This window comes from Halolamina sediminis (assembly GCF_001282785.1).
In the GTDB taxonomy this organism is placed as follows: Archaea; Halobacteriota; Halobacteria; order Halobacteriales; family Haloferacaceae; genus Halolamina; species Halolamina sediminis.
On sequence record NZ_CVUA01000001.1, the window covers coordinates 2,641,419 to 2,663,971 of the forward strand.

Annotated in this window: 18 protein-coding genes and 1 pseudogene; 5 read left to right on the forward strand and 14 right to left on the reverse strand. The window is 68.5% G+C overall.

The features are described from left to right. Window positions 1–56: 56 nt before the first annotated feature. The 14 genes from BN1959_RS15130 to BN1959_RS13300 form a co-directional block, all read right to left on the reverse strand. Window positions 57–227, reverse strand: coding sequence for a DUF7859 family protein (locus BN1959_RS15130; protein WP_202594691.1), 171 nt, complete (start codon window positions 225–227; stop codon window positions 57–59). Between the two features lie 39 nt (window positions 228–266). Then, entirely contained in the window at window positions 267–1,283 is a 1,017-nt protein-coding gene (locus BN1959_RS15135) for a segregation and condensation protein A (protein WP_202594692.1), read from the reverse strand. A gap of 24 nt (window positions 1,284–1,307) precedes the next feature. Further along, entirely contained in the window at window positions 1,308–4,895 is a 3,588-nt protein-coding gene (smc, locus tag BN1959_RS13245) for a chromosome segregation protein SMC (protein ID WP_053949094.1), read from the reverse strand. A 6-nt stretch (window positions 4,896–4,901) separates the two neighbouring features. After that, window positions 4,902–5,207 (reverse strand): DUF7518 family protein, encoded by a 306-nt coding sequence (locus tag BN1959_RS13250; RefSeq protein WP_053949095.1) that lies wholly within the window; start codon window positions 5,205–5,207, stop codon window positions 4,902–4,904. Between the two features lie 90 nt (window positions 5,208–5,297). Beyond that, window positions 5,298–8,612 carry a hypothetical protein gene (locus BN1959_RS13255; protein WP_053949096.1) on the reverse strand — a complete coding sequence of 1,105 codons (3,315 nt, stop codon included), beginning with the start codon at window positions 8,610–8,612 and terminating at the stop codon, window positions 5,298–5,300. 57 nt (window positions 8,613–8,669) lie between these two features. Continuing rightward, window positions 8,670–10,448, reverse strand: coding sequence for a Na(+)/H(+) antiporter subunit D (locus tag BN1959_RS13260; protein WP_053949097.1), 1,779 nt, complete (start codon window positions 10,446–10,448; stop codon window positions 8,670–8,672). After that, window positions 10,448–12,202, reverse strand: a complete 1,755-nt coding sequence (locus BN1959_RS13265; protein ID WP_053949098.1) for a cation:proton antiporter — start codon at window positions 12,200–12,202, stop codon at window positions 10,448–10,450. Before BN1959_RS13265 ends, BN1959_RS13260 begins: the two co-directional genes overlap by 1 nt. Continuing rightward, a complete protein-coding gene (locus BN1959_RS13270; protein ID WP_053949099.1) occupies window positions 12,199–13,785 on the reverse strand; it encodes a monovalent cation/H+ antiporter subunit D family protein in 1,587 nt (528 codons plus the stop codon). Before BN1959_RS13270 ends, BN1959_RS13265 begins: the two co-directional genes overlap by 4 nt. Beyond that, window positions 13,778–14,134: a cation:proton antiporter subunit C gene (locus tag BN1959_RS13275; RefSeq protein ID WP_053949100.1), complete on the reverse strand. Its 357-nt coding sequence runs from the start codon at window positions 14,132–14,134 to the stop codon at window positions 13,778–13,780. The genes BN1959_RS13270 and BN1959_RS13275 overlap by 8 nt, the downstream gene beginning before the upstream one ends. Further along, window positions 14,131–14,625 (reverse strand): MnhB domain-containing protein, encoded by a 495-nt coding sequence (locus BN1959_RS13280; RefSeq protein WP_053949101.1) that lies wholly within the window; start codon window positions 14,623–14,625, stop codon window positions 14,131–14,133. Before BN1959_RS13280 ends, BN1959_RS13275 begins: the two co-directional genes overlap by 4 nt. Beyond that, the gene (locus BN1959_RS13285; protein WP_053949102.1) at window positions 14,625–15,158 is read right to left on the reverse strand and encodes a DUF4040 domain-containing protein; all 534 of its coding nucleotides are present in this window, start codon (window positions 15,156–15,158) and stop codon (window positions 14,625–14,627) included. Before BN1959_RS13285 ends, BN1959_RS13280 begins: the two co-directional genes overlap by 1 nt. Further along, complete coding sequence (gene mnhG / locus BN1959_RS13290) at window positions 15,155–15,469, reverse strand: monovalent cation/H(+) antiporter subunit G (RefSeq protein ID WP_053949103.1); 315 nt, start codon at window positions 15,467–15,469, stop codon at window positions 15,155–15,157. Before mnhG ends, BN1959_RS13285 begins: the two co-directional genes overlap by 4 nt. Continuing rightward, on the reverse strand, window positions 15,466–15,735 hold the full coding sequence (locus BN1959_RS13295) for a cation:proton antiporter (protein ID WP_053949104.1): 270 nt from the start codon (window positions 15,733–15,735) through the stop codon (window positions 15,466–15,468). Before BN1959_RS13295 ends, mnhG begins: the two co-directional genes overlap by 4 nt. Then, on the reverse strand, window positions 15,732–16,808 hold the full coding sequence (locus BN1959_RS13300; RefSeq protein ID WP_053949407.1) for a Na+/H+ antiporter subunit E: 1,077 nt from the start codon (window positions 16,806–16,808) through the stop codon (window positions 15,732–15,734). The genes BN1959_RS13295 and BN1959_RS13300 overlap by 4 nt, the downstream gene beginning before the upstream one ends. Before the next feature lie 309 nt (window positions 16,809–17,117). Here BN1959_RS13300 and BN1959_RS13305 point away from each other — a divergent pair, with 309 nt between their 5' ends. The 5 genes and pseudogenes from BN1959_RS13305 to BN1959_RS13325 all read left to right on the forward strand — a co-directional run bounded on the left by BN1959_RS13305 (window position 17,118) and on the right by BN1959_RS13325 (window position 22,506). Next, window positions 17,118–18,041 carry a substrate-binding domain-containing protein gene (locus BN1959_RS13305; protein WP_394325249.1) on the forward strand — a complete coding sequence of 308 codons (924 nt, stop codon included), beginning with the start codon at window positions 17,118–17,120 and terminating at the stop codon, window positions 18,039–18,041. A gap of 2 nt (window positions 18,042–18,043) precedes the next feature. Next, a complete protein-coding gene (locus tag BN1959_RS13310) occupies window positions 18,044–18,763 on the forward strand; it encodes an ABC transporter permease (protein ID WP_053949106.1) in 720 nt (239 codons plus the stop codon). A 56-nt stretch (window positions 18,764–18,819) separates the two neighbouring features. Next, window positions 18,820–19,614 (forward strand): annotated as a pseudogene (locus BN1959_RS13315) (ATP-binding cassette domain-containing protein); the annotation flags it as partial. Between the two features lie 77 nt (window positions 19,615–19,691). Further along, the gene (gene gatB / locus BN1959_RS13320) at window positions 19,692–21,179 is read left to right on the forward strand and encodes an Asp-tRNA(Asn)/Glu-tRNA(Gln) amidotransferase subunit GatB (protein ID WP_053949108.1); all 1,488 of its coding nucleotides are present in this window, start codon (window positions 19,692–19,694) and stop codon (window positions 21,177–21,179) included. Window positions 21,180–21,267: 88 nt separating this feature from the next. Next, entirely contained in the window at window positions 21,268–22,506 is a 1,239-nt protein-coding gene (locus BN1959_RS13325) for a trans-sulfuration enzyme family protein (RefSeq protein ID WP_053949109.1), read from the forward strand. The last annotated feature ends 47 nt before the right edge of the window (window positions 22,507–22,553 follow it).

Consider the following 22,553-nt stretch of genomic DNA (forward strand, 5'->3'; position numbering starts at 1 on the left):
TCGCGAGCGCCGCCACGACAGCGGTTCCGATGGTGAGCGGGTCTACCACGGCAGCCTCACCGTCCTTTCCCGCTGTCGAACCCCTCGCGGAGGCCGAGCACCGTCCGACGGACGAGCAGATACATGAAGAAGACGAACCCCAGCATTCCGGCCAGCACCACGGTAAACAGCGGGTTCGAGACGAGGAAATCGAACGCCTCGCCCGCGATATTGGCTGGAGCGACCATACCCGGCGTTCTCCCGGCGGTCGGTTAGGCGTTTCGGCGTCAGTCCTCCGCCGCCGTGGAGTCCCCGCCGCTCGACGCTGCCGCGCCGTCCTCCTCGTCGGGTTCGTCGTCGGCCGCCGCAGCAGCGGCGTCACCGGCGTCCTCAGCCGCCTCGTCCGCCTCGACGACGCCGGCGCCGCCCGGCCCCTCGGCGTCGACGGCCGTGGGATCCTGCACCCAGAGGTCGCCGAACAGGTCGTCCTGGTTCAGGCGCACGTCGCCGCGGTTCGAGAGGAAGAGGAGAGCGAGATACGTCATCACCGGTCGGCCGCCCGCGTCGCGCACCTCCACGAACAGCACCTCGTCGCGGCCCCGTTCGTAGCGCTCGGCCAGCGCGCCGTCCACGTCGGCGATCACCTCGTCGATGTCCTCGGTGTGGGTGGTGCCGGTGACGTCGTCCTCGGTCGGCTCCTCGTCGCGCCGGAAGTCGTCGCCGGCGTGGTAGTCGAGCGTCTGCGGGCCGCGGTCGTAGCCGGCGGGGGACTCGCTTGTGTCGTAGCTCCGGGACTCCTTCCACCAGCTCCCGCGCTCGGCGTCCCGGAGTTCCCGGACCAGTTCATCCAGCGTCTCGGGCGTCCCCCGGGTTGATTTCCGTTCGAGCCGGCGGTCCATCTCCGCCTCCAGCTGGTCGACCGGGTCGAACCCGTCGTCCTCGCCGGGCGGCGGCGCCTCAGCCCCCATGGCCCGCTCCCACGGCTCGGGTTCGGGCTCCTCAGGCTCGTCGTCGCCCAGCATCGCGTCGGACTTCATCCGCAGCAGCACCGACGCGTAGAACAGCGCGCGGCCCGAGGCACGGAGGTCGGCCTCGTCGAGTTCGGCGAGGAACGCGTCGGTGACCGCGACGATGTCGATGTCCCACGGGTCGATCTCGCCGTCCTCGGCCAGATTGACGAGCACCTCGACGGGCTCGACTTCCTCGTCGGCGTCGTCGGGGTCCCTCGTCACGAGGTCGTCGTCGACGCCCGGATCGCCGGTCTCGTGGTCCGCGATGTCGATCGAGAACTCCTCGTCGCTCATCGCCCCCTCCGTACCGGTTTCCCGCTAGTCGTCATCGGTCGCCACCTCCGCCTCGGGACCCTCCCCGCCGGCGAGGTCGATCCCCGTGACTGCGGAGACGTTGTCCTCCTGCATCGTGACACCGATCGCGCGCTCGGAGCGGTCCAGCAGCGCCGAGCGGTGGCTGACGACGACGAACTGCGCGTCGCCCGCGAGGTCGTCGACCATCTCGCCGACGCGCTCGGCGTTGACCGCGTCGAGGAACGCGTCGATTTCGTCCAGCGCGTAGAACGGCGCGGGGTTGTGCCGCTGGATCGCGAAGATGAAGGCGAGCGCGGTCAGGGACTTCTCCCCGCCGCTCATCGCGTCCAGCCGCTGGACGGGCTTGTCCGCGGGCTGGGCCTTCATCGTCAGCCCCTCCTCGAACGGGTTCTCGGGATCTTCGAGCACGAGCTCGCCCGACCCGTCGGAGAGCCGGGAGAAGATGCGCTGGAACTGCTCGTCGATCGCCTCGAAGGCGTCCATGAACGTCTGTTTCTTCTGCTGTTCGAACCCCTCGATGCGATCCTCGATCCCGTCGCGCTCCTCGACTAGCACCTCGCGCTGCTCACGGAGCTCGTCGAGGTCCGACTCGACCTCGTCGTACTCGTCGATCGCGAGCATGTTCACCGGCTCCAGCTCTTCCATCGCCTCGCTCAGGCGCTCGATCTCCGCCTCGACCTCGTCGTGGGGCGGGATCTCGTCGGCGTCGTACTCGCCGACCTGACTCTCGAGGTCGGAGATCTCCTCGCTCAGCGCGACCGCGCTGCGCTTGAGCGAGTCGAGCCGGTTCTCGACGCGGTCGACCTCGTCCTGTCGGTCGTTGCGCTCGCTGCGGGCCTCGCGCACGTCGGCTTTGAGCGCCTCGCGCTCCTCTTTGAGCTCGGCGAGCTGCTCTTCGAGTTCGGCGACCTTCTCGTGTTTCTCCTCGAGTACTTCCTCCTTCTCCTCGATCTCCGCCTCGAACTCCTCGATGTCGCTCTCCAGTTCGGCCTTCCGGTTCTGGGCCTCCTCGACGGTGTCGTGGAGGTCCTCGAGCGACTCCTCGGCGTACTCCTTCTCGCGTCGCTTGTCTCCCAGTTCGGCGTCGAGGTCGTCGCTGCGGTCCTCCAGCTCGTCGATCTCCTCGCGGATCTCCTCGGCCCGCGCGGAGAGCTCGGGGATCTTCGAGTCGGCCATCTCGGTCTCGATCTCCTCGATGGACGCCTCGGCGGCCACGATCCGCTCGTCGAGGTCCGCGATCTCCTCGTCGAGCTCGGTCATCTCCTCGTCGACTGCCTCCCGTTCCTCGCGGAGTTCGGCGAGCTCGTCCTCGATATCCTCGATCCGGGCCTCCGCCTCCGTCACGTCCTCCTCGGCGTCTTCCACGTCGGTCTCGATCTCGCGAACCTTCTCGGCCGCGGCGCTCTTGCGCTCGCGGGCGTCGGTGAGGTCGGCCTCCACCTCGTCGAGGTCGTCCTGGATCGACTGGCGCTCGTCTTCGAGGTCGTGGATCTGCTCGGCCAGCCGTTCGAGCCGGCCGCCGCCGGATTTCGAGAACGAGTAGCGCGAGCCGCCGCCGGAGCCGCCGGTCATGGCGCCGGATTTCTCGACGAGGTCGCCGTCGAGGGTGACCATCCGGAAGTCGCCCATGAAGTGGCGGGCGGTCTCCATGTCCTCGACGACCAGCGTCGAGCCGAGGACGTAGGAGAAAATGCCCGAGTAGCGGTCGTCATAGTCCACCAGTTCGCGGGCGAAGCCGACGACGCCGGGGTCGTTCGGCTCCCGAGGGAGGCTGCGGTCGTCCATCTCCGTCATCGGGAGGAACGTCGCCCGGCCCGCGTTCCGCGACTTCAGGTAGTCGATGCAGTCCGAACCCACGCCGTCGTCGTCGACGACGACGTTCGCGAGCCGGCCGCCGGCGGCGGTCTCACACGCCTCGGCGTACTCACGCGGGACCGACGCCAGTTCGCCCACGGGACCGTGGACACCGCGTTTCCCGGCGTTCTTGATCGCCGTGACGGCGCGGGGCCACGACGTGTCGCCGCTGTCGCTCGCTTTGGCTTCGAGTTCTGCGTACTCGTTGCGCAGCTCGCGGAGCTCCTCGTCCACCTCGGAGATGTCGCCGTTGAGCTCCTGCTTGCGCCCCTTGAGCTCCTCGACCATCGACGCCGCGGTGGATTCGTTCTTCTCGGCTTTGTCCAGCTCCGAGCGGAGGTTCGACACGCGTGCCCGGAGATCTGGCAGCGAGTCCCGGACCTCTTGGAGCTCGTCCTCGCGGTCGCTGACGCGGTTCGAGCGCCGCCGAGCCTCGTCGAGCAGGCGGTCCTTCTCGCGCTGTTTTCCGTTTTTCTCCTCGCGCAGCGCCTCCAGTGCCTCCTTCTCGCGTTCGAGTTCGGCTTTGAGTTCGTCGAACGCGGTGTCGACGTTCTCGATCTCCGTCTCGACCTCTTGGAGGTCGCTCTCCTTCGAGACGATGTCGCTTTTGACGTTCGCCTTCTCGACTTTCAGGTCGCGGATCTCGTCTTCCAGTTCCTCGATCTCCTCTTCCTTCCGGTCGATGTCGACGAACGCGCTGCGGCGCTCGGCTTCTGCCTCCTCGATGCGCTCTCTGCTGGCCTCGATGCGGTCCTCCAGTCGGGCGATCTCGCCTTTGACCTCCTCGATCTCGCCTTTCACCCGGAGCTGTTCGTCCTCGCCGGTACGCTCGATCTCGGAATCGAGCTCGTCGAGTTCGGCCTCCAGCCGGCTCAGCTTCCCCTCGGCCTCGTCGAGTGCGGCCTGCTTCTCTTCGAGCTTCGTCTCCGCGGTCTCGATCTTCGCCTCGGTCCCTTCGAGATCCTCGCGCTTGTCCTCCAGTTCGGCCGCCCGGAGGTAGCCCTCGTACTCCTCGCGCTCCTCGCGGAGCTCCTGATACTCGAGGGCGGTCTCGCGCTCGTCGGCCAGTTGCTCCAACCGCGACTCCTTCTCCTCGATCCGGAGCTCGGCCTCGTCGATGCGCTCCTCGACGATCTCAAGCTCCTCGCGGGCGGAGGCTTTCTTCTCGTCGAACTCGGCGACGCCCGCGATCTCGTCGATGATCCCCCGACGCTGGTAGGGGGTCATGTTGATGATCTCGGTCACGTCGCCCTGCATCACGACGTTGTACCCCTCCGGGGTGATGCCGGCCTGTGCGAGCAGGTCCTGAATGTCCGAGAGGTTCGTCGATCGGCCGTTGAGGTAGTAGTAGGAGTAGTAGTTGTCCTCGGTCTCTTTCACCCGGCGCTTGACCGTGATCTCGTCCACGTCGCCGACGTTCTCGCTGCCGGCGGCGGCGGTCACCTGCGAGCGGCTGAGGGTGCCGTCGGAGTTGTCCAGCACGACCGTCACCGACGCCTCCCGCGGACCGTCGGTGTCGCTCCCCTCGCCGCCGGGGTTGTAGATCAGGTCGGTGAGCTTCTCCGCGCGGATCCCCCGCGTTCGCGCGAGCCCCAGCGCGAACAGCACCCCGTCGATGATGTTGGACTTTCCCGAGCCGTTCGGGCCGGTGATGACGGTGAAGTCCTCGTAAAACGGGATGTGGGTCTCGCGCCCGAAGCTCTTGAAGTCGTCCAGAACGAGTTCCTGAATGTGCATACGGCCTCAGGCGACGATGATGTCGTCGCCGTCGTCGTCGTCGGATTCCTCCTCCTCGGCGGCGGCCTCCTCGGCGCCGTCGTCCCCCTCGGCGACGAACTCGGCGTCGCGGCGCTCGGCGCCGCGAGCCTGCGCCTGCTGTTCGGCGGTCGTCTGCCCCTCCGGCTCGCTCTCGTCGGCTTCGAGGGCGTCGGTCGTCTCCTCGAGCTGCCGGACGCGCTCTTTGGTCTCCACGAGTTCCTCGGTCAGCCCGTCGACCGCTGCCTGTAGCTCCGCCACCTGCGACTCGAGATCCTCGCCTCGGTTGCTCATGGGCGGATTACCGAGGCCACCTGTATAAAGCCACGGACGGGGATTCGCCGATCGATAAACCGCATATCGAGATATCGAACTCCGGCCGAGTCAGTCGAGCGGGACAGTGCTCTCGGTGACGCCGGCCGAGAACAGGTCGGGCCACGAGCCCTCGGCCTCGGCGTCGTCAAGAAGGGTATCCCGGTAGACGTACCCGCCACAGTCGTCCGCGTCGGCAGTCGCGACCCACTCGCCGAGTGTCTCCCACGTCGCCCAGTCGCCGCCCAGCCCGATTGCGTGGAAGGCTCCCGGGAACGCCCCGTTGTTACGCTCGCGTTCGTAGACCGATCGGTAGCCGTCGGGGCCACCGACCAGCTCGAGGTCGTCAAGCGCGAGGCCATCGAAGAACGTCGCCGCCGTCACGGCGGTAGGGTGTTCCGTAGCGTACGCCGTCGTCGCGTACTGGCCGCCGATCGGGACAGCCTGTACCCGTTCGGATATGGCTTCCTCGACCGCCTCTAGGTTGTCAGAACCGGGCGGAGCCCCCGGCGACAGAAACACGGTGGAGGCATCCAAGCTGCCACCCCCGCTCCCATCGTCGTGGAGTGACGCTATCGGTGCGCGCTCGTCGGCGTCGAGCATGCGATCGGTGAAGTCGGCGAACCGACGGGTGACCGCATCCAACTGCTCGCCCACGAGCGCCGTTTCATCGATCGCTGCAGGGTTGGTGACGGGGCCATCCCACTCGATTAGTTTCCGGCTCACGTAGGGGTTGTCGGCTCCACGGAGGTCGATTCCGGGATCGAACTCCGGCTCGTACCGCCCCTCATACCGCTGCGCGAACTCGGCGCCGGTGACAGCCTGCCCCTCGGTGTGTGGGTCGGGGTTGGGGAGCTCCGCAGACGCGGACTCGCCGACCGTGAGTTCCCGGAGGAGTTCGAGACGGTCGAGCGTCCCCGTGAGCTCGTCGCCGTCGCCGCCCGTGAGCGCGTGGAGTCGGTCGACGGTTCGCCGGTAGGTCGTCCGGACGGGCGACAGGTACGCGTCGTACAGCGTCGCCGCGGGGGCGGCGTCCGGTTGGGTCGTGCGCTCGATCGCGTGGAGCTCCTCCGTTGGGAACAGCGACTCGAACAGCGTATCGACGTCCTCGGCGTCACTGCGCTTGAGCGCGTCCCGTAGTCCGGCCTCGGTCTCGGGCTCCGTCGGCTCCGGGACCGAGACGTGCGTCGACTCGCCCACCGTTCGCTCGAACTGCGGCGGGTCGGCGCCGCCGAACAGCGCCGTGAACGCGTCGACGACGTTCTCGACCGCGTCGTCGTGGCGTGCCGCGATCTCGTCTTCCCGGCGGAGCGGTTCGGGCGAGAACTCGATGCGGAACGCCGCCTCTCCCGTGACTGTCAGGGGTTCGACGTCGAACCACGCCGTCTCGGCAATCGCCGTGATGTGGTCCTCGTACTCTCCTGCTCGATCGCGTCGGAAAAGCGACGACAAGAACCCCGCCCGATAGTCGATAAACGCGACCCGTGCCTCACGGAGACGGTCAAACGCCGCCTCGACCTCCCCCAACGGGAGGGGGATGACCCCCATCTCTGAGAGCCGGGGGTTCAGCGACTCGAACTCACCGAGGTCGAGGGTGACTGACGCAGCAGCCTCAGCGGTGCTCGCGGCTTCGAGCGTTGCGACGGCATCCGCGATCGTCGCTTCGAGGTCGTCGATCTCCACGACGACCCCCTCTCGGTGCTCGTTGACGGCCGTGAGCACGCTCGCGGCCTCGCCGGACTCCGCGAACACGCGGTCGAGCCGGTCGCGGAGATCGGTCGCGATCTCCTCGTGGAGCGACTCGATCACCTCGCGCTCGTCCTCCAGTTGGTCGATCTCCGCCGCCACCGCCGCGATCCGTTCGTCGGCGGTCGGCGTCCGCGCCGGGTAGACCGCTTCCGAGTCGAGGGCGACCGCCAGCAGCTCCCGAACGAGCCGGGCGTCCGCCTCGTCGATTCCCGCCTCCTCGGGCGTGATGCGGGCGACGGCGTCGAGGAGCTCCCGCCGCTCGGCGACGTTCTCCAGCTCCGCCACCAACGTCCGGCGGAGCTTATCCGGGACCGTGTCGGGGTCGAACTCCCACGCTTCGGCGTCGAGGCTCCCGATCAGCAGCTCCGGGGCGGTCTCGACGTACTGCCGGGCCCGTTCGGTTTCGTCGTCGGCGTCGAGCTGCGAACGAACGTGTTCGAGGCTGTCGTCCACCGTCGCACGGAGTTCCTCGACCTGATGGACGGTGCCGACCGCGTCGAGCGCGTCGCTGTCGAGCAGGCGTTCCCGGAGCCCCGCCTCGATTCGGTGCCGGAGTTCGAACAGGGACGACGCGTGTTCGGCGGGATCGAGCGACGACGCGTCGGTGAGTGCGGCGCCGGCAGTGTTCGGGAAGCACTCACGGAGATACGTCCGGACGTGGGCGTGGAGATCGGCTTCGATCTCGAGCTCCATCTGTTTCGCCGTGAAGAGCTCGTGAACCGCCTCCGTCGCCGCTCGCCGGTGCTCGACCGGGAACTCGACCGTGTACGGGGCGGCGACGGTGAACGGCTCCGAGTTCGGGCCCGCGTTCCACGGCGCGGGACCGCCCTGTACCGCCTGCTGGTGGGCGAGGATCGACCGAACGGCCGCCATCTCGAACGTACGGGCGTCGACGCCATCGAGGTGGGGGAGCAGGGTGACCGTGTCGAACGGGCTCTCGCCCGCGTGGTGGGCGTACGCCAACTCCGAGAGCGCCGCGAACGCGTTCGCCTTCTCCTCCGCAATCGCGCCCTCGTGGGGGAGAATCGCATAGAGGTGTGTCCGGCGGCTGTCGACGCCGGCCGCGAGGTCGAGCGCCATCCCCGATCCCGTTCCGCCGCCGAGCGTTGTCACGAACGCCACCTCGTCGGTGTTCGTCGTGGGCGGGACGAGCGGTACGTCCAGGTACGTCGCGATGTGATAGAGCGCCTTCCCCAGCGGTCGGCGTCGGAACGTCCCGTTAGTAAACCCGTGGTTGAGCGCGGACTCCAGCGGGTCCCGATCGTTCGCCAACCACCAGCTATGTAGCCCCTCCCTCTGACAGATATTTTTAACCGTTCCAGGTGCTATCCCTAGCGGAAACCATCGGTCGGGAAGATGTTCCGGTACGACGACCCGGCCCTCGAAGGAGAGTGTGGCCTCGTTCGGGTGGTCGGCCCGGTCTTTGGCGGCCGCGATCCGTTCGTCGATCGCCGTCGTGGGATGCTCCTCCCGGATCGCGGAGTCGACGATCGAAGCGCGGAGCTTTCCCGGTTCGTCGCCCACATCGGCGTTCAGCACGTCGTCGAGCAGCCAGTCCTGACGCAGAAGCCGAGCGACGACATCTCCACCGCCGCCGCCGAGGCCGACCAGCACGTCCGGCGTGTGAGTAACGCCCATACGTCTAGGCGGTCTGTCGGAATAATTAACGTTGGGGGACGGAGGCGGCGCGGGGCGTCAGATCAGCAGCACAGCCATCGCCGCCACCAACACCGCCAGCACCAACAGCAGGCTCCGGTCGATGCCGGCTTTCGTCTCGACGGACTCACGGCCCGTCACCCGCGCGATCGCGGCGTCGGGGTCCTTCGCGACCGCGACCGACGCCTTCGCGAACGCCACCGCGGCGTCGTCGACGCGGGCGTACAGTTCCGTGACGCCCACGACCAGATAGCGCGCGCCGTAGAACGTCGCGGGGTTGTAGAGGTTGTCCACATCGGGCACCCGACCCAGCCCCGAGAGCGGCTTCTTGACGAGCGCGAAGCCGATCAGCCCCAGCACCGCCAGTGCGACCCCCTCGATCAGGTGGGGGACCGTATACGTCTTGTAGGCGTGGGCGACCACGTCGCCGTTGGTCACGTCGAACGGGAGCAGGCTGAACAGCGCACCGTCGAAGATGCCGTAGAACACACACAGCGCCGCGACGAGCACCATCGCGGCGGCCTGCCCGCGGTTGGCGTCCTTCACGCTGCCGTCGTACTCGCCGTGGAAGAAGGCGTAGTAGCCGAACTTGATGAACGACATGAACGTCCCGACGCCCCCGATCAGGAGGAGCAGTTCGAGCGTGTAGAAGTCGCCGAGGTGGATCGGCCCCTTCTCGAAGGCGTAGTGGCTCGCGGAGATCACGATCCCCTTGCTCACGAACCCGTTGAAGCCCGGGAAGCCGGCGATCGAGAGCGCGGCGACGGTGAACGCCCCCGCAGTGATCGGCATCTCGCGGGCGAGCCCGCCCAGCTTCTTCAGGCTCTCCTCGCCGGTGCGGTAGACCACCACGCCGGCGGTCATGAACAGCAGCCCCTTGTAGAGGATGTGGTTGAACACGTGGGCAAAGGCGCCGGACTGGGCCAGCGCGCCGCCGATCCCGACGCCGGCGACCATGTACCCGACCTGCGACTGGATGTGGTAGGAGAGCAGCCGACGCATGTCGTTCTGGAACAGCGCCATCGTCGCGCCGAAGACGGCCATCACGCCGCCCATGTACGCGACCGCGACGTTGCCGTCGTTGGGGAACACGCGGTACATCCCGTACACGCCGGTCTTCGTCGTGTACACGCAGAGGAACACGCTGGCCGCGATGTGCGGGCGCGGGTACGTGTCGGGCAGCCACGCGTGCAGGCCGACGAAGCCGACGTTGACGCCGACGCCCAGCGCCGCGAGGATCGGCGCTACCGGGCCGGCGAGCCCCGCCGTCTCGGGGCCGCCGGGGACGCTCGCGAAGAGGAACGTGCCCGTCTCCGCGAAGTGCCAGACGACGGCGCCGAGGAACAGCGTGCCACCGACGCCGTGCAGCAGCGCGTAGCGGTAGCCCGCACGCACCGCCTTCCCGCCGTAGTGCCACACCAGCAGCGTGCTGGTGACGGCCATCAGCTCCCAGAAGAAGATCAGCGTGAGCCAGTCGCCGCCGAAGACGGCGCCCAGACTGCTCGCGACGTAGGAGAGTGCAAAGGCGGTCTGGATGTTCTCGGCGTCGCTGTAGTAGGAGTACGCCACGCCGACCACGCCGATGAACGCGAAGATCAGTCCCATCAGCGTCGAGAACGGGTCGACGTTGAACAGCACCGTCTCGAAGCCGAACAGGTCGACGTCCGCGAAGTGGGCGCCGGAATCGACCAGCCAGACGTACGGGACGACCGCGCCCGTGAGCAGGCCCGCGGCCGCGTGGCCGAGCTTCCGGCCGAGGAACGGCAGCAGGAGCGCGGCGAGCAGGACGGGGACGAACGGCGGGACGATCGGCTCCATCAGACGCTCACCCCCGTGGTCGCCGCGACGATCAGCCTGACGATCCGGAGGAACACCGCGGTGTCGGGCACGACGCCGAGCACGATCGAGCCCGTCGCCGCGAACAGGATCGGGCCGAGCATGAACCACGTCGACTCCCCGCCGAACCAGCCCCGGGACTCCCAGTCGCCGTGGGGTTCGTGGCCGTGGTCACCCTCGTGGTCGTCGGCGAACCCGTGTTCGTCGTGTTCACCGCCGTCGACGGTAGTGTCACCGTCGACGTGCTCGCCGCCGGCGTCGACGTGTTCCGCATCGTCACTGCCCGAATTCTCCTCCGGGTGGCCGCCGTCGGTCGCGAGCTCGTCCTCGGCGAACCGCCCGCCGAGCACGTGTTCGAGCAGCGGCTTCCCGTCGCTCTCGCCCTTCGACTCGAAGAAGGCGGCGTAGACGACGGGCCAGAAGTACGCGATGTTGAGGATCCCCGACACCAGCAGCGCGGCGGTAAAGACGAGCTGGCCGCCGGAAACGGTGCCGATCAGCAGGAAGTACTTGCTCACGAACCCCGCGAGCAGGGGGATCCCCGCCATCCCAAGCGACGCGACGCCGAAGGCGGCCATCGTCAGCGGCATCCGCTCGCCGATCCCCGCCATGTCGCTGATGTCGTCGGTATGGGTCTCGACGTGGATCGCGCCCGCACAGAAGAACAGGGTGAGCTTCATGAACGCGTGGGCGGGGATGTGGAGCAGCCCGCCGACGAGCGCGTACGCCGACGCCCGGCCGGGCGCGAGCGCGGCGCCGACCGCGAGCCCGAGCACGATGTAGGAGAGCTGGCTCACCGTCGAGAACGCCAGCCGGCGCTTGAGGTTGTCCTGCCGGAGCGCGATCACGCTCGCGACGGTGAGCGTGAACGCGGCGACGGCGGCCAGCGGGATCCCCATCCCGATCTCCGCGACCGTCTCGGGGCCGAACACCTCGAGGATCACGCGAGCGATCCCGAACACGCCGGACTTCACGACCGCGACCGCGTGGAGGAGCCCCGAGACGGGCGTCGGCGCGACCATCGCGTCAGGTAGCCAGGAATGCAGCGGCATCAGCGCCGCCTTCACACCGAAGCCGAGGATCAGCAGCCCGAACGCGGCGCGGGCCAGCGTCGGGTCGCTGCCCGCGAGCGCCTCGATCCCGCCGGGGGCGAACGCCGTCGTCCCGGCGAGCAGGTAGACGAGCACCGAGCCCGCGAGCACAGCGACGCCGCCGCCGAACGTGTAGGTGAGGTACTTGCGGCCGGCCGCGCGAGCCTCGTCGGTCTCGTCGTGGCTGACGAGGGGGTAGGTGGCGACCGTGAGCAGCTCGTAGAACACGAACAGCACGAGCAGGTTCGACGCGAACGCGACGCCGATCGCGGCGGCGACGCTGCCCGCAAAGGCCGCGAAGTAGCGCGTCTGGTCGTGTTCGTCGAGCCCGCGCATGTAGCCGATGCTGTAGAAGCTGGTGACCAGCCAGAGCAGGCTGGCGAGCAGTCCGAACAGCACGCCCAGCGCGTCCGCCTGCACCGCGAACTCGACGCCGGGGACGAGCGTCCCGACGGCGCTGACGTACGTGTCGCCGGCGAGCACGCCCGGGACCATGCTGGCGACGATCCCGAGCGCCGACAGCGCCGCGAGCAGCGTCCACACCTCCCGGACGTTCTGCCGGCCCCGCGAGGCGAGGATCGGGAGGATGGCGACTGCCGGCACGAGCACTGCTGCGAGTGGTCTGAGTGAAGCTATCTCGGTCATGAGAGGAGTGCCTGAACCGTCGGTTCGAGGAGCTGTCCGTACTCGAAGGCGATCATCCCGAGGCCGATCGCCGCGAGGGCGGCGACGACCACCGTGGCCGTCATCCCGATCGAGGGGCGCGAGAGGTCGGCGCCGCCGTCGGTCGCCGTCGGGGTATCGCCCGCCTCGCTACGTTCCGAGGACCGTGGCTCCTCGCTGCGTTCCGAGGACCGTGGCTCCTCGCTGCGTTCCGAGGACCGTGGCTCCTCGCTGCGTTCCGAGGAGCGTAGCTCCTCGCTGTCACGGAAGAACATCCGTTCGAGGATCCGCGCGAAGTACGCAAGCGTCAGCAGCGTGCTCGCGAGGATCACGACCGCGAGCGGCCACGCCGACGCCTCGACGGCACCCAGCGCGACGTACCACTTGCCGACGAAGCCGATCGCCGGCGGCACGCCGACCATCCCCAGCGCGAGCACGCCGAACGCGCCCGCGCCGAGGGGGAGCCGCCCGACCAGTCCCGAGTACTCGTCGACCGTCCGGGCGCCCGTGGCGGTCGCGATCAGGCCGGCGGTCAGGAACAGGCCGCCTTTCATGATCGCGTGACCGACGAGGTGGATCGTCGCGCCGATCAACGCCGTCTCGTTCGCGACGGCGACGGCGCCGACGACGAGCCCGAACTGCGACATCGAGGAGTACGCGAGCATCCGCTTGATGTCGGTCTGGGACACCGCGAGCACGCTGCCGACGACGATGCTGACCATCGCGCCGGCGACCAGCAGCGAGCGTGCCGCGGGGTTCGCCTGCAGGAACTCGACGGTGAACACCGTGAAGACGATCCGGATCAGCGCGTACGCCGCGACCGTCGACACCAGCGCCGAGATCAGCGCGCTCACCGAGTCCGGCGAGCCGGCGTAGGCGTCGGGCTGCCAGGCGTGCAGCGGGAACACGGCGACCTTGACGAACAGGCCGACGACCAGCAGCGCGAACGCCGCTTGGACCAGCGTCGCGTCGTAGCCGACCGCCGCGAGCTGCTGAGAGAGGTCGGCCATGTTGAGCGTCCCCGTCGCGATGAACGCGTAGCCGATCCCGAGCAGGAACAGGCTCGCCCCGACCGTGCCCACGATCAGGTACTTGAGCGCGGCACGGGCCGAGCGCCCGCCCTCGCCGCTCGCGACGAGCGCGTACGCCGCCAGCCCCGTGATCTCGAGGAACACGTACATGTTGAACACGTCGCCGGTGATGCTCATCCCCGTCAGCCCAGCGACGAGCAGGAGGTAGACGGCGTAGAACGCGTTGCTCCGCGGGCCCGCCCGCCGCGCGTACGCGAGCACGCCGAAGGAGACCACGGCGACCAGCAGCGCCATCGTCGCCGAGAGGCCGTCGATGTACAGCTCGATACCGAACGGCGCCTCGAACCCGCCGACGACGTAGCTGACCGTCGAGTCGAACGCCCGCGCGGCGAGCACGCCGGCGCCGACGACCTGCACGGCCGTCGTCACCAGCGCGACCGGCCAGCCGGAGCGTGAACGGGCGAGGCCGGCGAGGAACGCCAGCGTCGACCCCAGCAGCGGGAGCGCCACCAGCAGCGCGGGGAGGTCACTCATCGAGGCTCACCTCCCGGATCTCGCTCTCCCGAAGCGAGCCGTACTCGTCGTACACCCGGACGATCAGCCCCAGCGCCACCGCGGTGAGGCTGACCCCGACGACGATGGCGGTCAGGATCAGCACGTGCGGCAGCGGGCTGACGTACGGCGGCGACGCCGACAGCAGCGGGGGGCTCGCCCCCGAGACGAACGCCGAGGTGACGAAGAAGAGGAAGATCCCCGTCTGGAACACGTTCATCCCGATCACCTTCTTCACGAGGTTGTCGCTGCCGATCAGCATGTACGTCCCGACGCCCATCAGCAGGAAGCCGACGAGGAAGTACCCCCGCGACGCGAGCAGGTCGATCACGCCGACTCACCCCCGTCGAACCCCGCCGCGATAGCGAAGAACAGGCCGGTGACGATGCCGGCGACGATCACGCCGATCCCGAGTTCGACGAACTCGATCCCGTACTTCGTCGCGTGGGGGATGCCGAGGTCGTGGTAGACGCCGTACTCGAGGAAGCCGGCACCGAGCAGGACGCTCCCGATCCCGGTGAACAGGAACGCGAGCATCCCGACGCCGATCAGCGCGACCGGGAGCCGGCTGCCGATCCACTCCCGGGTGGCCTCGATCCCGAACGCGATCCCCAGCATCAGGACGACCGTGCCGACGATGACGCCACCCTGGAACCCGCCGCCGGAGGAGTCGGCGCCGTGGAACATCACGAACAGCCCGAACGTGAACACGAACGGCGTCACCACGCGCACGGTGGCCATGATGATCGGGCTACCGACGTACGGGCCGCTGCGGGCGGTCGGCGCCTCCGTGTCGGGCGTTCCGGGCTCTTGCTGGACCATCAGCCGAACACCTCCCTGTCGAGCACGACCAGCAGTCCGACGCCCGCGGAGTACACCACCGCGGCCTCGCCCATCGTGTCGAAGCCGCGGTAGGCCGCGAGCACGGCCGTCACGGCGTTTTTGACCTCGGTCTCGTCGTACGCGTTGTCGAGGTAGTACTCGCTCACGTCGTCGTCGGACACCGCCGAGTTCGCGTCGCCCACCGCCGGCAGCGCGAACAGGGTCGACGACAGCACCAACACGAGCGCGACCGCCACCCCGGCCGCCCGGAGGTCGATCCGTTCGAACGTCCGCTCGGTGGCGGGGTGGTCCGTCTTCACGATCGTGAGCAGGAACAGCACGGTCATGACGCCGGCACCGACCGCGGCCTCCGTCAGCCCGACGTCGGGCGCCCGGAGGAACACCCAGACGATCGCGATACCGAGGCTGTACGCGCCGAAGGCGACGACCGAACTCAGGACGCTGCGTAGCGCCGCCGTCGCGACCGCGGCGCCGACGACCAGCGCGAGGAGGGCGATCTCGAACGGCGTCATGGCTCGTCCTCCTCGCCGGTCCACGGTTCGATTCCGAGTTCGTTCGCCGCCCGGGTGATCGCGTGGGCTGCAGTGGGGTTCGTGATGAACATAAAGAGCAGCAGTAGGAGGACTTTCAGCGTGTCGAAGCCGACCCCGTAGGTGACGGCGACCGCACCCAGCGAGAGCACGGCGCCGAGCGTCTCGCTCTTGGAGGTGCTGTGGGCCCGCGAGTACACGTCGGGGAGCCGGAGCAGCCCGACGGCGGCGACGACCGCGAAGAACGCGCCGCCGACCACGAGCACCAACACGGCGATCTCGCGGGGCGTCATAGCACACCCCCGCGTTCGACTTGGAACTTCGAGATGGCGATGCTGAGCAGGAAGTTCAGCAGGGCGTACACGAGCGCGATGTCGAGCGCCCCGGGCTCGCCGATGGCGGCGGCGAGCAGCGCGATCACGATCACGACGTTCGAGCCGATGAAGTTGATCGCGATCACGCGGTCGGGCATCGTCGGCCCGGTGATCGCCCGGTAGATCCCGACCAGCGAGACGAGGACGAACACCGTCGCCGCGCCCAGCAGGACTCGCTCGATCATTCGTTCTCCTCCTGCTGGCGGCGCTCGAACGGACTCGGGATCCGGGCGGCCGCGCGGCCGTAGAACACGAACCGGACCGCCCGTTCGAGCGTCCCCGCGAACAGCTCCTCGCGTGCGCTGCCAGTGAGCGTGTGGATGATCATGTGCTGGCGCTCCACGTCGACGGTCAGCGTGCCGGGCGTGAGCGTGATGCTGTTCGCCAGCGTCGTCACCGGCAGCGCCGACCAGACCGCGGCGTCGAACTCCACCATCTCGGGGTCGATCGGCAGGTCGGGGTGGAGCACGATGTACGCGATCTCGAAGTTCGCCTTCACGATCTCCCAGAGCAGGAACGGGACGTACAGCGCGAACCGCGCCAGCCGGCGGACAGTCTGGCTCAGGTCGATCGGCGACGTGAGCGAGACGCGCCACAGCGCGACGGCGACGATCCCCGCGCTGATCGCGCCGGTCGCGAGCTCGAAGGGAGCGCCGTCGGCGAGCGCGATCGAGCCCCCCGAGAGCTCGAACGGGAAGATCGAGCCCGCAAGCAGGAGGTAGAACGCGAACGACGCGGCGAACAGCGCAAAGAACTGCGTGAGCGTCCCCCGCCGGACCAGCGGCTGGGACGGCGTCTCGACGTTCCGGGGCGCCTCCTCGACCGCGAGGCCGGCTTGCCGGACTTCGGCCTCCAGCGAGGGCAGCAGCGGCGTCGAACCGATCGGATCGTACCGCGGGTCGAACACCGCCAGCCCGAGGTCGTGTTCGTTGGCGTAGCGGACGAGCACGTCGGCGTAGTCGTTGGGCGTCGAGAGGTACTCGTGGGTGGCCACGAGCGCCGTCTCGATCGTCACGTCCGCGCCGTCGGCGTCCTCCTCGGCCCACGAGGCGACGCGGTCGAGCAGCGTCCGGGCGGCGTCGACCCGTGTCGAACCCGAGCGAAACGTGACCTTCTCCGGAAGCGGGTAGACGAAGTGGATCGCGGCCGGCGATCCCGCCTCGTCGGCGCGGGAGCGCGCTTCCTCGACGACGTAAGCGACCGTGTTCCGGAGGCTCGCCGACTCGTCGACCGGGACGAGCAACCGTGACTCGGTCACGGCGACCACCCCACGGACGGACGGCCTGCCGGACGAACTGGATCGAGTGGCATCAGTAGTCGCCCGACGGTTCGTACAGGCGCTTTATAGGAGTTCTCACTCCGGCCGTGGCCGCCGGCGGCCGGTCACGGGCCGACGGTCGGGACCCTCAACTGCGCGGTCGCCGTCGAGAGATTTGTGCGCGGGGCGACGTAACCGCTCCCAACCCTCGGCACGCGGATGAGCCCCGTTTTCGCGGCACTGTGTAACGGTAATGGGTTACTCCGGGAAGCGAACGTTTTTGACCCGCCCATCGTTATGCCGAGTACGATGCAACGACGGAAGTTCCTGCAGGGGGTCGGACTGGCCGCAATCGCGAGCACCGCCGGCTGTACACAGCTCTCCGGATCGGACTCCGAGGGCGGGGCGGGCGTGAGCGGCGAGACGCTGACGCTCACCACGACGACGAGCACGTACGACACGGGGCTGCTCGACGAGATCCACCCGAGCTTCGAGGAGATGTACGGCGTCACCGTCGACGCCGTCGCACAGGGGACCGGCGCCGCGCTGGAGTCGGCCCGGAACGGCGACTCGGACGTGGTGATGGTCCACGCCCGCGGGCTCGAGGACGAGTTCATGCGCAACGGCTACGGGATCAACCGCCGGGACCTGATGTTCAACGACTTCGTGATCGTCGGGCCCGAGAGCGACCCGGCCGGGATCGAGGGGATGGACTCCGCGACCGAGGCGCTCGCCACCATCGCCGAGGAGCAGGCGGCGTTCGTCTCCCGCGGCGACAACTCCGGGACCCACACCAAGGAGCTGAACCTCTGGGAGGACGCCGGCGTCGAGCCCGGCGGCGACTGGTACCAGGAGATCGGCGCCGGGATGGGCGAGGCGCTCAACAACGCGAACCAGCAGGGCGCCTACACGCTCTCGGACCGCGGCACCTTCATCTCCCAGCGCTCGGAGATCGACCTCACGATCCTCGTCCAGGGGCCGATCGAGGACGGGCCCGAGAGCCTCTCGAACCCCTACGGGATCATGGCGGTCAACCCCGGCGTCCACGACAACGCGAACTACGACCTCGCGATGGCGTACATCGGCTGGATCACCAGCCCCGGCGCCCAGGACGCCATCGCGAACTACGAGATGAACGGGGAGCAGCTGTTCTTCCCGCGGGCGGTCTCGGAGGACCCGGACTTCCAGCAGTACGTTCCGGAAGGTTGGAGTAGCGACTCCGACAGCGAGTAACTGTGCTGCTCGATCCGGTCGCATCGCTACTCCCGCTGTTTATCGAATCGCCGTTCGAGCAGGGGTACGTCCGGAGCATCGTCTACGTCTCGCTGTACGTGAGCTGTACCGCGGTCGCGCTGAGCACGCTCGTCAGCATCCCCGTGGCGCTCGTCATGGGCTTTACCGAGTTCCCGGGCAAGCAGTTCGTGAAGTCGGTCATCAACACCGGGATGGGGTTCCCCAGCGTCGTGGTCGGGCTGCTCGTGCTGTTCGCGGTCTCGAACCAGGGGCCGCTCGGGGCGCTCGACCTGATCTTCACCAAGGAGGCGATGATCATCTCCCAGTTCGTGCTGGCGACGCCGCCGATAACCGCGATCAGCCTCGCGGCCATCACGGGCGTCGACGAGAACGTCCGTGACGCCGCCCGCGTGCTCGGCGGCACCCGCCTCGACACGGCGCTGGTCGTGATCAAGGAGGCCCGCTACGGCATCGCGACTGCCGTGCTGGCGGGCTTCGGTCGCGCGATCAGCGAGGTCGGCTCGGTGCTCATCGTCGGCGGGAACATCACCAGCGCCGACGGCATCTCCCAGACGCGGACGCTGACGACCGCGATCCAACTGGAGGCCCGACAGGGCCAGTACGACACCGCACTCGTGCTCGGCGCGGTGCTGGTGACGCTCGTGCTGCTCGTCAACGCGATCGTCGTCCGGCTCGGCGACACGGAGGCGGTAAACCGATGATCCGACTCGACGGCGTCGCCCACGCCTACGACGAGGAGCGGGTCGTCGACGACGTGTCGCTGTCGATCGAACCCGGCGAGGTAACCGCCGTCATCGGCCCCTCCGGCGTCGGGAAGACCACGCTGCTGCGGGTGCTCTCGCTGTTTCTCGAACCCGACGACGGAGGGGTCGAACTCGACGGCGACGAGGTGTGGGCGGCCGACGAGGAGGAACGCCTGCGGCTCCGGCGACGGATCGGGATGGTGTTCCAGGACGCGAGCCTGTTCGACGCTACCGTCGCCCGGAACGTGGCGTACGGGCTGCGTGTCCGGCGGGACTGGGACGATCGCGTTCGGGACCAGTTCCGTTCGATCGTCACGTCGGTCGGCATGCCGGCCGCCGTCAGTCGTGCGCTCGCGGCAGTCCGCCTCCGCAGCCGACTCCAAGCGTGGCTGCAGTCGGTCGTCGGGCCGACCGGGCCCCCCGAAGCCGTCGCGGACGCGCTCGAAGTCGTCGGGCTGGACGAGAAGCTCGACCAGCCGGCGGGGTCGCTCTCGGGCGGCGAGGCCCAGCGCGTCTCGTTCGCGCGGGCGCTCGCGTACGAGCCGGACTACCTCCTGCTCGACGAGCCGACCTCCGACCTCGACCCGCGAAACACGGGACTGATCGAGGCAGCGATCGGGGAGGCCCGCGACCGCGGCATCGGCGTCGTCGTCGCGACCCACGACATGCATCAGGCCGAGCGCGTCGCCGACCGCGTCGGCGTGCTGCTCGGCGACGGGTTCACCGAGATCGGCCCCACCGAGCGGATCTTCGAGGACCCCAGCGACGAGCGTACCCGGAAGTTCATCTCCGGGGAGCTGGTGTACTGACCGGCTCGGAGGGCAGGTCGACGAGCGTTCCTGCCGTCCCGACACGCTTAACCACGAACCACGGGAACCGAGAACCAATGAGTCAGGCGCTCGCGGACCGGGAGCTCGCGGCCGTCATCGGGCTGGAGGTCCACGTCCAACTGGAGACCGACACGAAGATCTTCTGTCGCTGCTCGACCGACGCCGCCGACGACGAGGAGCCCAACAGCCGCACCTGCCCCGTCTGTCTGGGGCTGCCGGGCGCGCTGCCCGTGCTCAACGAGGCCGCCGTCGAGTCGGCGGTCAAGATCGGCAAGGCGCTCGACGCCGACATCCCCGAGGAGACGACGTTCCACCGGAAGAACTACTTCTACCCCGACCTGCCGAAGGGGTTCCAGCTCACGCAGTACGACGCGCCGATCTGTGCCGACGGCGAACTCGAAGTGCGCGTCGAGGGCGAGCGCCGCACCATCGGCGTCCGGCGCGCCCACCTCGAAGAGGATCCCGGGAGCATCCAGCACGAGGGGGGCAACATCGACACCGCCGACTACACGCTCGTCAACTACAACCGCGCGGGCACGCCGCTGATGGAGATCGTCACGCGGCCGGACTTCCGCTCGCCCGCCGAGACCCGCGAGTTCCTCGCGAAGCTGGAGGAGGTACTGGAGTATCTCGGCGTGTTCGACGCCAACCGCGACGGGAGCCTGCGCGTCGACGCCAACATCTCGCTGGTCCCGGCCGACGCGATCAGCGAGGACGGCGAACTCGACGAGGACGCACGGGACGAGGCCAACCGCACGGAGGTCAAGAACATCTCCAGCCACAAGGGCGCCGAGCAGGCGCTGGCCTACGAGATCACCCGGCAGAAAAACGCCGTCAAGCGCGGCCGGGAGGTCGAACAGGAGACCCGTCACTGGGACGAGAGCCGCGGCGTGACCGTCTCGATGCGCTCGAAGGAGGCGGAGAAGGACTACCGCTACTTCCGCGAGGCCGATCTGCCGCCCCTCCAAGTCTCCGACTGGAAGGAGGAGATCCCGATCCCCGAACTGCCCGACGACCGCCGCGAGCGCTTCCGCGAGGCGTACGGGCTGAGCGAGGAGGCCGCCTCGAAGCTCACCTCCCGGAAGTCGGTCGCGGACCTGTACGAGCAGCTCGCCGAGGAGTTCGAGCCCGACCTCGCGGCCACGTGGGTCGCGGACAACCTCCTCGGCGAACTCAACTACCGCGACATGGCCGTCGACGACATCACGGACCGCCTCGACGAGATCGAGCACGTGATCCGCCTCGTGGCTGAGGACGAACTCACCGCGAAGAACGCCGAGGAAGTCGTGCTCCGCCGAATGCTCGACGAGGGCGAGAGCCCGGAGACGATCATCGAGGACGAGGATCTCGGGAAGGCAAGTGGCGGCGAGGTCGAGCAGGCCGTCGACGAAGCGATCGAAGAGAACCCCGACGCCGTCGCGGACTACGAGTCCGGCGACGACGGCGCGCTGAACTTCCTCGTCGGGCAGGTAATGGGGAAGACCGGCGGCTCCGCGGACCCGGGACAGGTGAACCAGCTCCTGCGCGAGGAGCTGGACGGCTGACCGGGAATACGTACTGGTTATTTGAGCTGCACGGCCGTATTACCGCCTTACGAGAAGGTTTATCGGGGATACAGCCAGAGTCGCGAACATGGTCGACCGAGACGATCACCGCTTCGCGACTCGGGCTGTCTCCTGGGGCGAGGATCCGGCGAGTTCGGACGTCGGCGACGTGGTCTCGCCGATCCACCTGACCTCGACGTACGCCGTCCCCGGCATCGATGCGGAGTTCGAACTCGACGAAGCCGACCCCGACGAGGGCGAGTTCCTCTACGGTCGGCTCTCGAACCCGACGCGCCACGCCGCCGAGAAGCGACTCGCGGCGCTGGAAAGCGGGGACCACGGGCTCGCGTTCGCCTCCGGCACCGCTGCCATCTCGACGCTCTTTTTCGCGACGGTGACGCCGGGCGACCACGTCGTCGCGTTCGACGACCTCTACGCCGGCACCCGGCGAATGCTCGAGTCGCTGTTCCGCGACCGCCTCGGCGTCGACGTGTCGTTCGTCGACGCCACGGACCCCGAGAACGTCGCCGACGCGATGCGGCCCGAGACGGAGCTGGTGTACATGGAGACGCCGACGAACCCGTTACTCAAGCTCTGTGACCTCGACGCCATCGCCGAGGTCGCCCACGCGGGCGACGCACTGCTGGGCGTCGACAACACGTTCCTCTCGCCGTTCCTCCAGAATCCGCTGGAGCTGGGTGCGGACGTGGTCGCCCACAGCACGACGAAGTATCTCAACGGCCACTCCGACTCCATCGGCGGCGCGCTCGTGCTGGACGACGACGAACTCGCAGCGGAGTGTTACCACCTCCAGCGCGTGCTCTTGGGTAACGCGATGGCGCCGTTCGACGCCTTCCTCACCCTCCGCGGGATCAAGACCCTCCCGATGCGGATGCGACAGCACGAGGCCAACGCCCGCGAGATCGCGAACTTCCTCGCGGATCACCCGCTGGTCGAGCGAGTCCACTACCCCGGGTTAGAGAGCCACCCGCAGCACGAACTCGCGACCGAGCAGATGGCGGGCTACGGCGGGGTGCTCTCCTTCGAGCTCGAGGGCGACATGGACGACGCTGCGGCGTTCCTCGAGGCGCTCTCGACGTTCACGCTCGCGGTGTCGCTCGGCGGCGTCGAGTCCCTCGTCGAGCTACCGGCCGGGATGACCCACGAACCGATCCCGAAAGCGGAACGCGAGAAGCTGGGGATCACGGACACGCTCGTCCGGATGTCCGTCGGCGTCGAGGCCGTCGACGACCTGCTGGCGGATCTGGAGCGGGGGTTCGCAGCGATGCGCGAGTTCTCCGAGCAGCAGCCGCCAGCCGAGAACTGAGCCGGCTCCGCGGACGCGATCAGGAGACCGAACTCCCTCCGTTCGGG